We start from the raw sequence: 13,831 nt of genomic DNA on the forward strand, positions 1-13,831 counted from the left end.
TCAATAATACTATTGTAAAAAGGAATGCTTAATTAGGAAGAAAGAAAAGGTAAAGAATTTCTAAAGAATTATAAAGGATTATTAAATTTGGATTTTAATGGAAAATAAAAGATCCAATTTCTTATATGGTAAGAAATTGGACCTAAAATTAAGTTGTATTAACATTTATATGGTTGTAGTTTTACAGTGAAAGTTGTTTTTTTATCATCACTATATACTTCAATTGTTCCTTTATGCAATTCCACAATACTTTTTGCAATTGCCAATCCGAGTCCAGATCCACCAGTGTTCGTAGAGCGAGATTTTTCAACGCGATAAAAACGTTCAAAAATATGAGGTAAATCCGTACTAGGAATAGGTTGGCCGTAATTTGTTATATCTATAGTAATCATATTATTGCTTTCATAGGCAGCAAGGTCGATATATCCACCGTCGTTTCCATAAGCGATAGCATTTATAATAAGATTTTCAAACACTCGTACTAATTTGTCTCCATCAGCTAATACCATGAGTTTTTGAGATGGGAAAGAAGGTCGACATTCTATATTAGCTTCTTGAACTTGTATGCGGAATTGAACAGTTAATTGCCCAAGTAGCTCTACAATATCAATGGGAACAGAATATAAACTTAACTCTTTATTTTGAACACGTGTATATTCAAACAAATCATTCATTAATGCGTTAAGACGGGTTACTTTATCGTAAATGACTTGTATATAATGGCGTAATTCCACTTCATCTCTATAATTATCATGGTGGATTAAATTTACGTATCCAACTATAGAGGTAAGAGGAGTACGTAAATCATGCGATACATTTGTAATAAGTTCACTTTTTGCTTGTTCCGCCTGTCTTTCTTCATCAATCGAAACTTTCAATTGTTCAACAATGTGATTAACTCCACTTGCTAACTCTTCCAGATAATTATGATTTACGATAGAGACTTTATGATTGAAGTTTCCATTTGCAATATAACGAATTTCTTCTATCATTTTTTTAATACAAGTTTCATAATAAATCTTTCTTTCATGACGATAAAAAATGTATAGGTAGGATGAGAAAATAGAAAATAAAAACAAATAAGATACAATCATCATCCATAGAGATTCCTTTATTCCTTTATATTTTTCATATCCAAAAATTCTAATGAATTCTTTTCCGAGCTCGCTTAACGTAAGTGAACTTTCAATTACACTTGTAACAAGGCGATATATAATTAATTCAGTAATAGGAGTAAGTGTGATGGCTAACATAAACCAAAAAATTAACTTCCATTTTGGGATATCTTTTAATATATCAAATGCTTCATTTCTCAATTTTATAGCCTACTCCCCAAACAGTATGAATAAACTTCTCTCCATTCATTCCTGTTTCAAGTTTATCTCGTAAATTACTAATGTGAACCATTACAGTTTTATTTGAACCATAACCATCTTCGTTCCATACGCGTTCAAAAATTTCTTCGGAACTAAATACTCTTCCGGTATTACTCGCAAGTAAATATAAAATATCAAATTCAATAGATGTAAGTTTAATATATTCTCCATTTACTTTAACAGTATGATTATGTTTGTGTATTTCAGCAGAACGAATACGAATAATACCATCTTCATTTTTGGAGGAAGTGGCATTTTGGAAAGATGATCTTCGTAACAAAGCTTTCACTCTAGCTACTAATTCTAATGGATTGAATGGCTTAATCATATAATCATCTGCACCTGTCATAAGACCTAATATTTTATCCATATCTTCTGCTTTTGCACTCAGCATAAGAATAGGTACAGTATTATTCTCACGAACTTCCTGGCAAACTTCTAATCCATTGCGTTTTGGCATCATAATATCCAAAACCATAAGGTCAACATCATATGTAGAAATCATTTGCAATGCCTCATCGCCATCGTATGCTTTATAAATGTTATAGCCTTCATTTCGCAAATAAACAGCAAGTAACTCAACAATTTCTTTATCATCATCAATAATTAATATGTTTTTATTCATTATGTAGTTCCTTTCCTTACAAATCATTAACATTATTATAATATCAAACATTTATGTATTTTGTAGCAATGATTCACCATAAAATTTCATGTAACGTATAAAAAAGGGATTAAAACATTCATAACGAATACAAATAAAAAGGATATTTAAATACAGCGTTATATTGAAAGTTAGGAAGAAAGGTGACTTGAGATGTTATATAAGGATATATATTCATTTACTCCAACTGGAAAAATTGAAAATGATATAAAATCATTTCTATTAAAATACAATAAAGAACTTACTTATAAACATTCAATTCGGGTGGCAAAAGAAGCCCGTAAAATTGCGATTACGTATCATGTAAATGAAGAAAAGGCAGCGATTGCAGGATATTTACATGATATTAGTGCAATCTTTCCAAATGAAGATCGGGTTGCAGTTGCTGAAGAATTTGGAATAGAGATATTACAAGAAGAACGAGAATTTCCAATGATTATTCATCAAAAGTTATCGAAAGTAATTGCAAAAGAGATATTTAAAGTGGATGATGAAGAAATCTTAAATGCAATTTGCTGCCATACTACACTACGTAAACTTGCAACGAAAATGGATTTAGTGTTATTTGTTGCTGATAAAATAGAATGGGATCAAAATGGAGCACCACCATATTTAGTAGAAGTAAAAAAAGAATTAGAAAAATCTTTAGAACATGCTGCTTTTGCATATATTTCATATTTGTGGGACAGAAAAGACACGTTGAAAGTTATACATCCATGGCTAGAAGATGCATATTGGCAGTTAAAAGAAATTGTAGAGTAGAAAGGAATTAAGAATGCAATTAAAAGAATATATGAATGAAACATTCCCTGGAGTTACATTAGTACCACATATATACTTTCAATGGGAAAATCATTTGCATTTTCATTTTGGGAAAGGGAAAGACCTATTTGTAGAAAGAACCGACGATGTAAATAGGGAATACTTCACTCAGCTTTATACATATAATAAATACTTATTTGAAGATATATTTTCAAAAGAAGATGAAGTTTTTTTAGTAACAAATGTTTATCGATTTAAAAAGGAAAATGTGAAAAATCCGCAGAAAATTAATATATATAGACGTTTTATTCATAATAGAGATTTAAAGTATCATATAAGGCAAGAAACAATACCTTTTTTATTTGAAGAAGAAGAAGCTGACTTGTATTGTACTTATCAATTTTCATTAAAATGTTTTGCTTGTGATATAAAGTATACACCGCTTATTCAAGCTGCAAATCATGAAGATTTTCTAGGTCTTTATCCTCGTTTTGGACGCAAAAAAGAAATTTCTTATCCAGATGTATTTCTCATAAATGCAACAAAAGATATTATCATGTTTATTTACGATGATAGAGGATGTGAAGTAATTGCGAAGAATAAAGAAACAATACGAAATTTATATGAGAAATATAAAGAGTGGATTCCAGATTATGAATGAGAAAGTATAGATAAAGTATTTACATGATAACAATAGGGGAAGTGAAGCATGTAATGAAACGTATTGCAATCGTATCCGCATGGGAACCAGAACTTACGTATTTGCATCAATATTATCCAAGTGAACGTATTGAAAAACGAGCAGCTTGGGAATTTCATTTTCATTATATTAATAATATGGAAGTTATCTCCGTAATAACTGGAGTTGGGAAAGTAAGTTGTGCTAGTTGTGTGCAATTATTAATTAGTGAGTTTCAGCCAGATGAGTTGTTTATGACAGGAATATGCGGAAGTCTATCAAATAAGGTGAAAAATGGACATATTGTAGTAGCCCTTAATGCAATACAACACGACGTTACTGCTGCTGGTTCAGGGGAAGATATTTTTAATTTATATAATGGTAGGACAGCACCTATTGAAACAACAAAGTCACTTGTAAGAAGAATAAAAAAGATACGATCTTATGATCCGATTCATTATGGTACATTTTTATCTGGAGATCAACGTATCCGTAGTTCAGAAATGAGATATTTACTCCATACTGTATATGGAGCATTAGCGGTTGATCAAGAAGTGGCAGCTTTTGCTTATGTGTGTCAAATCAATAACAAACCTTTTCTTAGTTTAAAAGCTGCATCAGATCAAGCAAATGATAAAACGAAAGAGGAACAAAAAATCTTTAAAATGTTAGCGTGTGAACGAGCGTGCGAGCATTTAATTGCTTTTTTACGTGTACATGAGATTAATGTAGTAAATAATAGATAGTAAGAGGGGTTAATATTGGAAAGTACAAATAAAATAGCTATTCTGGGTGCAAACGGAAACGCAGGGAAATTCCTTGTAAACGAAGCGTTAGAAAAGGGATATCAAGTAAAAATATTAACAAGAAATTCTAATAATATCAAAATAACAAATGAAAATTTAGAGATTATTAATGGAGATGCACGTGATTTTGTTTCAATACGCAAATTACTTAAAGGGTGTCGAGCTGTAATTAATGCGGTAGGTCAACCGAAAAATGAATCTTATATTTTTAGCACAGTAACGAAGCATATTTTAGAAGCAATGAAAGAATTTGAAATAAAAAGATATATACTAATTTCTGGAGGTTCTTTAGATGTTACAGGAGATCAAAAGGGAATTGTAAATAAAATAGGAGCTACCTTGTTTAAAGTATTTTTATCAAAGATGATGCAAGATAAATATAAAGAATTGCAAACTATTCAAGGTAGTGATGTAGATTGGACAATTGTTAGATTACCATTTGTTATGGAAGGGAAGAGCATTGGAAATATAAAAGAGAGTTTAGTAGATATGCCAGGAATCAAAATTCAAAATAGTGATATTGCACCATTTGTTATAAAACAAATTAACAGTGAGAGATATGTAGGGAAGTGCCCGTTTATTTCAAATTAAATGTTAAAGAATGATGGGTAGAGTGAAACTAGTACATTTTACGTATTTGAATGCTAAGTTTAACACGAGTAAGTGGGGGAGAATTTTATATGATTCAATACAAAAGATGCAGTGAAGTAAGTATAGATTTAGTGTATGAAGCTTTTAAAGATGGATTTTCAGATTACATGATTAAAATGGAAGTTTCAAAAGAAGATTTTATAAAAAGGTTTTTGGGACCAGAAGGGAATTCACTAAAACATTCCTTTCTTGCTTTAGACGGTAACAAATCTGTTGGTGTAATACTTGGCGGGATAAAGGATTATGAAAACATAAAAACAATGCGTTGTGGAACATTAGCGGTTCATCCTAATTACCGCGGTATTGGTGTGAGTCAAAAATTATTTGAACTGCATAAGGAAGAGGCGCTTCAAAATGAGTGTAAGCAACTTTTTCTTGAAGTCATTGTAGGCAATGACCGAGCGATTCATTTTTATACGAAATTAGGCTATGAAAAAGTGTACGATCTATCTTATTATAATTTAAAAGATATGACTAAAATAATAAATAAAGATTGTAAGGGAATTGAAGTAAAACAATTAGAATTTCCAGCTTTTAAAGTTGAAATTCAGAAATGGTTACACTTCCATATAAATTGGCAAAATGATATAGATTATATCGGAAAAACAAACAATACATTTTATGGTGCATATGTCGATAATGATTTAAAAGGTTCTATATGTATGAATGAACAAGGTAAAATTAGTTTTCTTTTCGTAGACAAAGACTATAGAAATCGTGGTATTGGATCAAAATTATTACAAGTAGCAACAGAAAACTTAAATGTATCAAGTTTATCAATTGGGTTTCCAAACAACAATTTACTGGAAGGGTTTTTAAAGAAAACTGGATTTGAAAAGAATTCATTAGCACAATATGAAATGTATGTATTATTATAAAAAGCGAAAGGAGTCATTCTTTCGCTTTTTATTTTTGTGCTATATTGATATTTCACTTTGTATAATATTCTTTTTTTATGTAGAATAGATAGGATGGGAGGGGATGAAATGAATAATGGATTAAAGTTTAAGATTTTTGAATTGCATTGTTTCGTTCAAAAGACTTATTCTGATATTAAAATAGCATGTGATATTGCTATTTATCAAGAAAACACTTCTAAATATTTAATTTCATTAGGATTTCTAAATAAATCATATATGACTTATTTAGAAGCAAAAAGATTTTATCGTGAAAATGAAGAACTTATAAGTGTAGAATTTGATAATTTCTTTCATACATATGATAAATTAGAACAAGAATTAAAAAAAGTTATTTCAACTGAAGATAAGAATCCTTCATTGCTACATAGCAGATTTGATCAGTTTCAGCAAAAAGTTGAAAATATAAATGACCTAATAAAAGTATTGCAAAACGCTCGTTAAAGAATACTTTTTCTTTTTCATATAGAAAGTATGCATTAAAAACATATTAGGGATATGACATATTGAAGAGGTGACTTTTGTTGATGACAGAAGTCATCTTTTTATAATACGGTTTTGCGTAATGTGATGTACTTTTTATTTTTTCTATTTTTGATAGGAATACATTTAAGCAGTTTCATATTTTAGGAAATTATACGAGGAAAATAAAATGAAGAATAAAAAAGAAATAGCTATAGTTGTATTAACAACAGGATTAGTTTTAACAAGTGTAGCACCATACGGAGTAGTTTATGCAGAAGAAACGGGTCAAATGCAAGTTGATATTCAAGAGGGTTCGTTCCGTACAGGTGAACTTACACAACCATCACAAAAGACGCCAGAGAATGTAGTGAAAGATGCACTTAAGGAAAAAACCGAGCATGCTTTGTCTCCAAAACAAGTTAGTGGGGACAAAGGGGTAGATTACAACGTTGTTCAAAAACGTGCTTCTTATGATGGGACTACACTTGTACGTATGCAACAAATATATGAAGGTAAAGAAGTATATGGACACCAATTGACTGCTCATGTAGATAAAAAAGGTATTATTAAAAGTATTTCAGGAGAAAGTGCACAAAATTTAACACAAGAAGATTTAAAGAATGCTAGTAATTTATCAAAAGAAGAAGCAAAACAATATATTTATACGAAGTACGGGAACGATATTAAATTTATTTCTGAGCCAGAAGTTAAGGAAGTTATTTTTGTTAATGAAAATCATGGACAGGCTACCAATGCATATCAAGTTACATTTGCCGCTGCAACACCAAACTATGTATCTGGAACTTATTTAGTGAATGCTCATAATGGTGATATGTTGAAAAATATGGTGCAAGAGTCAGATTTAAAAGTAAGTGAAGAGCATGTTGAAGCTATTAAGGAGAGTAAAAAAAGCAATTTTAAATCATTAACCGGAACTGGAAAAGATGATTTAGGAATAACTCGTACATTCGGTATTTCTGAACAAAGTAATGGGAAATATGCGCTTGCAGATTACACAAGAGGGCAAGGAATTGAGACATATGATGTGAATTATAGAGATATTAGTTTTGAAGAAAAATATTATCCTGGTATATTAGCAACTAGCACATCAACAACATTTAATGATCCAAAGGCGGTAAGTGCCCATTTCTTAGCAACAAAGGTATATGATTTTTATAAAGATAAATATAAGCGTAATAGTTTTGATAATAAGGGGAACAAAGTAGTATCAGTTGTACATGCATGGGATTCTGGAGAAACAGATGATCCTAAAAATTGGAGTAATGCATTTAGTGCTAATGTTAACAATGATAGTATGCTTATATATGGTGATTCAATGGTTAGAGCGTTTGACATAGCGGGCCATGAATTTACGCATGCGGTTACATCTAGCGAATCTAATCTTGAATTTTCCGGAGAATCTGGAGCAATTAACGAGGCGTTATCTGATATTATGGGAACGGCTATTGAGAAATATATAAATAATGGAGAATTTAATTGGACAATAGGAGAACAAAGCGGCTCAGTTCTACGTAATATGAAAAATCCATCTTCAATCAATTTTTTTGATGGAGTACCGTATCCAGATGATTATAGCAAATACAGTAATTTAAACGGAGAAGATAATGAGGGCGTTCATTTCAACTCAAGTATTATTAATAAAGTCGCGTATTTAATTGCACAAGGTGGCACTCATAACGGTGTAACTGTAAATGGTATTGGTGAAGATAAAATGTTTGATATTTTCTATTATGCAAATACTGATGAATTGAACATGACTTCTAATTTCTCTGAATTAAGATTAGCGTGTCTTAAAGTTGCAACAAATAAATATGGAGCGAACTCAATTGAGGTTGAAGCGGTCCAAAACGCTTTTGATGCAGCAAAAATTAAAGGGACAGTGAAAGAAAACGAAAAAACTGCAGAAAACCAAGTCCCTGAATTAACTGTACCGCTTACAATTACACTGCGTGTTGGTGATACGTTTGACCCGATGAGTAATGTAAAAGCTGTTGATAAAGAAGAGGGTGATTTAACAAATAAAGTAAAACATAAAGGCGATGTAGATACTTCTAAACTAGGTACATACATTGTGAACTACTCGGTCGTTGACTCTCAAGGGGGGAATGCAACGGCTACACAGACTGTAATTGTAAAGGGAAATGGAGAAGCATTAGATTTAAACCCTACATTAACAGTGCCTACTGCAGCGACAATTCATGTAGGAGATTCATTCGATCCAATGGCAAAAGTATTAGCTATTGATAAAGAAGACGGTGATCTTACTTCTAAAGTAAAACTTAATGGTGAAGTAGATACCTCTAAAGCCGGTACTTACGTATTAACGTACACAGTTACAGATTCTAAAGGTCATAAAGTAACTGCGGAACAAACTGTAACGGTCAAAGTTAGAGATGAAGTTAAAAATGAAATACCAATACTAAAAGTACCTACTACAACTACAATTACTGAAGGAGACCAATTCAATCCAATGGCAAAAGTATTAGCTACTGATAAAGAAGACGGTGATCTTACTTCTAAAGTAGCATATGAAGGTATTGGAGATACCACTAAAGCTGGTACTTTTGAAATAATATATAGTGTCACAGATTCTGTAGGTAATGAGGTACATACAATACAAAAAGTATTGGTGACGGATAAAGATACTAGAAAAGCTAAAGGCGTTGCTAATAACAGTAATATCCCGAACAACAGTAATACCGATAAAAAAGAATCTACATATAAAGAGCTTCCCAACACAGGTGCCAGTACAACTAACAGTGCAACAATGGGCATATGGATGGTTATTGCAGGTACAGTACTCGCATTGGTTCGCAAATTTAGAAAGATACAAAAATAATAGTAGGGATTATTTCTCACACAATAATTATTAGATGAATTTTTTACTTAATAAGATTTTAGTATTTAAGTAGTGTATTTGGCTTCTATAAAACTTTTTGCTTGGACGCTATTTTGCCTACAGGCCTACATTACATATAAAGCACGTTACTATTCTCATTCAAATAAAAGAATAGTAACGTGTTTTTTGATTTAAAAATAGCCTAGATTCAAAAGGTCATGAGTGTGGAAGTAATTCTAATCTGCCATTGATAAGTTACTAAAAACACTTTGTTTTAATGAAAGTTTAACTCTATATGACAACATGAGATTTTCGGTATTTACCAGGTGTTTCGTTAGTGAATTTTTTGAAAATTTTAGTAAAATAGCTTTGATCACTAAAGTTGAGCGAAGCACATATGTCTGATAAGGGATAGGTTGTGAAAGTTAATAATTTTTTTGCTTCTTCGATTCGTTCACGTTGAATGTACTCAATTAATGAAATACCGACTTCTTTTTTGAATAATATAGATAAATAATCTGAATTTACGTTTGCAAATTTAGCAAGTTGTTTAACTGATATTTGATTGTAAATATTTTCAAAAATATAGTTTTTGCAAATAGCGATAGTCTTTGAGTATTTCTTTGCTTTTTGTGCTTTTACACGGTCTGCAAAAGTACAGAAAACATTTCTTAATAAATCCCAAACAGATTCTGTGTCTTTTAAATCCTCTGTCTTTTGGATGTGTAGATCGTAAATCTTGTAAGCAATCCCGGAAGGAAGTCCTCCTTTTATAGCATATCTAGTAGCAAGTGTGATGGATGAAATACAAATGTTTTTATGACGTCTTAATTGATGGAATGAAGATAAGGATGAAAGAGTCTCTTGTTGGAATTCGTAATAATATTTGAGTACGCTTTCTTTATCCCCGTTTTCTATAGCTCCAAGTAGTTGGTTCTCTATATACAAATTATGACAGATAGATTCGTTTTTTTGCATTGAAATATATACGTCCTCGTTTAAGATATTGCTATGATTTACATGAAATGAGTCACTGTTATTTGAAGAGGTACGTACATCTGATTTTTTTTTGTAGAGAATATTATAGAACAATATTGCTATATTTACAAAGAAATTTTGATCTTTGACTGACAATGAAAAATAATAATCTCTTGTTCGTTTATAATTCGAAATAAAATTAAGGTTACTATCCGTTTTACTTGTAGAAAAATTTACATGTGTCAAGGGCCCAATAATAACAGTACCGTTCACCATATAATGACTCTTTATGTGAATTAAAATGAAGTGCCCTAAATATTGGTGAGATCTGAAGATGGGCGAATTATTTGAATCATTTTTTTGAAAAAGCACATGTAACTGTTCTATTTTTGATTTATAGAACGAATGTGATTCATCTTTTAATGTAAATTCTAAAAGAATATTTTTGTTACAATCTAAAAAACAAACTGGAATTTCAAAAGATTGGAAAAACAGATTACAAATGTACTCTATCTCAACTAGACTGAGCTTTTTATTCATATTATTCCTCCTTACAGTTGTGTGTAATAGTTGAATGTTTATATATTCCTTTTTTTCATAAGTAGAAACGGAAAAACTTTATCTATAAAAATTATAAACTTCTAAGAATAATACCATAATTTAACATGATTAGCATATATTATTTGAATATACAGGTAATAGTTTTAGGGAGTAACGTAAAATATGAATTGTCATACTTATTCGTTGTTCATTGTTTATATGTATCAAAAATGATTAAGATTGGATTTTAAATAGGGATAGGAAGGGAGAGATTAATGAATTGAAGTTAAGTTAAGTAATTAATGAAAATTTGCGATAGAAGTTAATATGTAACGATTTTTGAAGTAGAGATATAAGTGCAATTCAGGGGAAAAACTACATATATCATACGGAGAGACAACGTAATAATAGAAAATAAGAAGAGTGAATAAGTGATTGTAAACAATGGATTGTTGGACGACTATGTTTTAGGTTACTCGTTTAAATCTGGTACTTGGCACACTATTACTTTTAAGAGGGTAATAGTAATAAAGAGATTTTTAAAATGATAGAAGTAGTAAAGGGGATAAGAGAAATGAAAAAAATATTTAGTGTGCTTTTAGTATTTTTCTTAACATTTTCTACATGGTCTAGTGTATTAGTAAAGGCAGCTTCACCATCCAAAGGTACTTTAACGATTCATAAATATGAACAAGAAAAAGATGGCGCACCGGGGCTAGAAGGTGATGGCTCTGCAAATCAAGAGGTACCAACAAATGCGAAACCGTTAAAAGGTGTAACGTTTGAAGTGAAAAGGGTTGCGTCGTTTGAAAAAATTTCAAACGATGGGAAAATCGTGAAAGAAGATGTGAAGCCTGTAATGGGAGCAACTCCAACTCAAGTAGTAACAGATGATAACGGACAAGCTGTATTAAAAGATCTTCCGCTAGGACGTTATGAAGTGAAAGAAGTGGCAGGACCTCCGCATGTTAACCTAAATCCAAATACGTATACAGTGGATATTCCATTAACGAATAAAGAGGGTAAGGTACTAAACTATGATGTTCATATGTATCCGAAAAATGAGATTAAACGTGGTGTAGTTGATTTGGTAAAAACTGGTGCAAATGAAAAAGCATTAGCAGGTGCAGTATTCTCTTTATTAAAAAAAGATGGTACAGAAGTGAAAAAAGAATTAGCAACAGATGGTAATGGGCATATTCGTGTGCAAGGATTAGAGTATGGGGAATACTATTTCCAAGAGACAAAAGCGCCGAAAGGGTATGTACTAGATCCGACTAAACACGAGTTTTTTATAAAGACCTCCGGAACTATTAACGAAGATGGAACAATTACTTCTGGTACAGTAGTTAAAGTAGAAGTGCAAAACTATGAAGAACCAAATATTGATAAAAAGATTAACGGGAATTTGGAAGCGTTACCAATCAATCCGTTAACTAATTACAATTATGATATCAAAACATTAATTCCAGAAGACATTAAAGAATACAAAAAATATGTAGTAACAGATACTTTAGACGATCGTTTAATGATTCAAGGAAAACCAGTCGTAAAAATTGATGGAGCGGAAGTAAATGCAAGCATTGTAAAGGTAGCTGTAGAAGGCCAAAAAGTAACAGCCACAGTAAAAGATTTCACAAAGTTAGATGGTAAAAAAGAATTTCATTTACAAATTAAATCACAAGTAAAAGAAGGAGTACTATCTGGTTCGGAAATTTTAAACACAGCAAAAATTGATTTTATAAATAAAAATGATGTAATTGGAGAAAAGGAATCTAAACCTGTAGTTGTTGTTCCGACAACTGGAATTATCGAGTTAACAAAAGTTGATGGTGCTGATAAGAAGAAATTAAAAGGTGCGGAGTTTGTACTTAAAGATAAAAATGGAAAAATAGTTGTTGTGGCAGGTAAAGAAGTCACAGGTGTATCAGATGAAAATGGTGTTATTAAATGGACTAACATTCCGTATGGAGACTATCAAATTTTTGAAACGAAAGCACCAATTTATACAAAAGAAGATGGTATAACAGCTTCATATCAATTATTAAAGGACCCTATTGATGTAAAGATTAGCGAAAATAATCAAACGGTTAAATTATCGATTGAAAATAATAAAAGTGGATGGATTCTTCCTGTAACGGGTGGTATCGGAACGACTCTATTTACTGTACTAGGTCTTACGTTAATGGCTACAGCGGCATTTGTTTTCTTTAGAAAAAAGTTTGCTAATAATTAAGGTTTTAGGAACATGTAACCAAGTGATGTGAAAAGGGGAGAAGCAAAATGCTTCCCTCTTTTCAATATTTTAGTATATACAGAGGTGGAAATATGAAACGAAATCTTGTTTTAGGAGGTATTTTTTTATTTGGATTAGCTATTTTTTTATATCCTACTATTAGTAATTGGTTGGCGACTCGTGCACATTATTCTGAGATTAGCTCCTACGATAAGAAGATCAAAGTACTACAAAAGAAAGAAGTTGAACGTAGGGAAAAAGAAGCAACCGAATATAATAAACAAGTTCAAACTTCCATGAAAACATTTGCAGATCCATTTTCTGAAGAAAAAAATAATCATCAAGCGTATGCCGATGCGTTAAATTTAGGTGATGTAATGGGGTATATTGAAATATCGAAAATTAATATAAAACTGCCAATCTATCAAGGGACCTCTGAGGAAGTATTGAGTCGCGGGGTAGGTCATTTAGATTATTCTTCACTTCCAGTAGGTGGAGAAAATACGCACACTATTTTAACAGGGCATCGTGGTTTACCATCATCAAAATTATTTACAGATTTAGATAAGTTGAGTGAAGGAGATCTTTTTTATATTCATTCTTTAGACAAAATTCTTGCTTATAAAGTAAATCAAATTAAAGTAGTGTTACCACACGAAACGGACGATTTAAAAATTGTGGAAAATAAAGATTATATAACATTAATTACATGTACGCCTTATGGAGTAAACACAAATAGATTACTGGTTCGAGGTGAGCGTGTGGAGTTTAACGAGAAAGAAAAACAAAAAATGGGTAAAGAGATATTTATGTTTAATAAGTGGACCGTAGTAATCTTAATCCTATTATTATGTGTGTTACTAGTCGCAATTTATAAGAAAAAATTAACTCGATAGA

At 31.2% G+C, this 13,831-nt stretch carries 12 protein-coding genes; 9 read left to right on the forward strand and 3 right to left on the reverse strand.

From position 1 onward, the window contains the following. Positions 1 to 158: 158 nt before the first annotated feature. Both ACSG5Z_RS04995 and ACSG5Z_RS05000 read right to left on the reverse strand, forming a co-directional pair. Positions 159 to 1,316: a sensor histidine kinase gene (locus tag ACSG5Z_RS04995; RefSeq protein WP_060488935.1), complete on the reverse strand. Its 1,158-nt coding sequence runs from the start codon at positions 1,314 to 1,316 to the stop codon at positions 159 to 161. Further along, positions 1,306 to 2,001, reverse strand: coding sequence for a response regulator transcription factor (locus ACSG5Z_RS05000; RefSeq protein ID WP_087986134.1), 696 nt, complete (start codon positions 1,999 to 2,001; stop codon positions 1,306 to 1,308). The genes ACSG5Z_RS04995 and ACSG5Z_RS05000 overlap by 11 nt, the downstream gene beginning before the upstream one ends. A gap of 192 nt (positions 2,002 to 2,193) precedes the next feature. Here ACSG5Z_RS05000 and yqeK point away from each other — a divergent pair, with 192 nt between their 5' ends. From yqeK to ACSG5Z_RS05035, 7 genes are all read left to right on the forward strand, one after another. Beyond that, positions 2,194 to 2,802, forward strand: coding sequence for a bis(5'-nucleosyl)-tetraphosphatase (symmetrical) YqeK (gene yqeK, locus ACSG5Z_RS05005; RefSeq protein WP_147788180.1), 609 nt, complete (start codon positions 2,194 to 2,196; stop codon positions 2,800 to 2,802). Positions 2,803 to 2,815: 13 nt separating this feature from the next. Then, positions 2,816 to 3,463, forward strand: coding sequence for a DUF3885 domain-containing protein (locus ACSG5Z_RS05010; protein WP_149213283.1), 648 nt, complete (start codon positions 2,816 to 2,818; stop codon positions 3,461 to 3,463). A gap of 26 nt (positions 3,464 to 3,489) precedes the next feature. Then, on the forward strand, positions 3,490 to 4,227 hold the full coding sequence (gene mtnN, locus ACSG5Z_RS05015; protein WP_137015065.1) for a 5'-methylthioadenosine/S-adenosylhomocysteine nucleosidase: 738 nt from the start codon (positions 3,490 to 3,492) through the stop codon (positions 4,225 to 4,227). A 15-nt stretch (positions 4,228 to 4,242) separates the two neighbouring features. Continuing rightward, the gene (locus tag ACSG5Z_RS05020; RefSeq protein ID WP_098133522.1) at positions 4,243 to 4,878 is read left to right on the forward strand and encodes an SDR family oxidoreductase; all 636 of its coding nucleotides are present in this window, start codon (positions 4,243 to 4,245) and stop codon (positions 4,876 to 4,878) included. Positions 4,879 to 4,967: 89 nt separating this feature from the next. After that, positions 4,968 to 5,816 (forward strand): GNAT family N-acetyltransferase, encoded by an 849-nt coding sequence (locus ACSG5Z_RS05025; protein ID WP_435710841.1) that lies wholly within the window; start codon positions 4,968 to 4,970, stop codon positions 5,814 to 5,816. Positions 5,817 to 5,924: 108 nt separating this feature from the next. Further along, the gene (locus tag ACSG5Z_RS05030) at positions 5,925 to 6,299 is read left to right on the forward strand and encodes a hypothetical protein (RefSeq protein WP_087986129.1); all 375 of its coding nucleotides are present in this window, start codon (positions 5,925 to 5,927) and stop codon (positions 6,297 to 6,299) included. Positions 6,300 to 6,507: 208 nt separating this feature from the next. After that, the gene (locus tag ACSG5Z_RS05035) at positions 6,508 to 9,180 is read left to right on the forward strand and encodes a M4 family metallopeptidase (RefSeq protein WP_435710842.1); all 2,673 of its coding nucleotides are present in this window, start codon (positions 6,508 to 6,510) and stop codon (positions 9,178 to 9,180) included. Between the two features lie 291 nt (positions 9,181 to 9,471). Here the strand turns inward: ACSG5Z_RS05035 and ACSG5Z_RS05040 are convergent, their stop codons facing one another. Beyond that, positions 9,472 to 10,698: an AraC family transcriptional regulator gene (locus ACSG5Z_RS05040; protein ID WP_435710844.1), complete on the reverse strand. Its 1,227-nt coding sequence runs from the start codon at positions 10,696 to 10,698 to the stop codon at positions 9,472 to 9,474. Between the two features lie 574 nt (positions 10,699 to 11,272). Between ACSG5Z_RS05040 and ACSG5Z_RS05045 the strand changes: the two genes are divergently transcribed. Further along, positions 11,273 to 12,934, forward strand: coding sequence for a SpaA isopeptide-forming pilin-related protein (locus ACSG5Z_RS05045; protein ID WP_435710846.1), 1,662 nt, complete (start codon positions 11,273 to 11,275; stop codon positions 12,932 to 12,934). A gap of 92 nt (positions 12,935 to 13,026) precedes the next feature. Then, positions 13,027 to 13,830, forward strand: a complete 804-nt coding sequence (locus ACSG5Z_RS05050; protein ID WP_435710848.1) for a class C sortase — start codon at positions 13,027 to 13,029, stop codon at positions 13,828 to 13,830. Position 13,831: the final 1 nt, after the last annotated feature.

The sequence above is a fragment of the Bacillus pretiosus genome, assembly GCF_051294775.1.
GTDB classification, from domain to species: domain Bacteria; phylum Bacillota; class Bacilli; order Bacillales; family Bacillaceae_G; genus Bacillus_A; species Bacillus_A wiedmannii.

Excerpts from the sequence above, each read along its gene's own strand:
- ACSG5Z_RS05000 (WP_087986134.1), bottom strand. The coding sequence starts at position 2,001 with ATGAATAAAAACATATTAATTATTGATGATGATAAAGAAATTGTTGAG.
- yqeK (WP_147788180.1), top strand. The coding sequence starts at position 2,194 with ATGTTATATAAGGATATATATTCATTTACTCCAACTGGAAAAATTGAA.
- ACSG5Z_RS05010 (WP_149213283.1), top strand. The coding sequence starts at position 2,816 with ATGCAATTAAAAGAATATATGAATGAAACATTCCCTGGAGTTACATTA.
- ACSG5Z_RS05025 (WP_435710841.1), top strand. The coding sequence starts at position 4,968 with ATGATTCAATACAAAAGATGCAGTGAAGTAAGTATAGATTTAGTGTAT.
- ACSG5Z_RS05030 (WP_087986129.1), top strand. The coding sequence starts at position 5,925 with ATGAATAATGGATTAAAGTTTAAGATTTTTGAATTGCATTGTTTCGTT.
- ACSG5Z_RS05035 (WP_435710842.1), top strand. The coding sequence starts at position 6,508 with ATGAAGAATAAAAAAGAAATAGCTATAGTTGTATTAACAACAGGATTA.
- ACSG5Z_RS05040 (WP_435710844.1), bottom strand. The coding sequence starts at position 10,698 with ATGAATAAAAAGCTCAGTCTAGTTGAGATAGAGTACATTTGTAATCTG.
- ACSG5Z_RS05045 (WP_435710846.1), top strand. The coding sequence starts at position 11,273 with ATGAAAAAAATATTTAGTGTGCTTTTAGTATTTTTCTTAACATTTTCT.
- ACSG5Z_RS05050 (WP_435710848.1), top strand. The coding sequence starts at position 13,027 with ATGAAACGAAATCTTGTTTTAGGAGGTATTTTTTTATTTGGATTAGCT.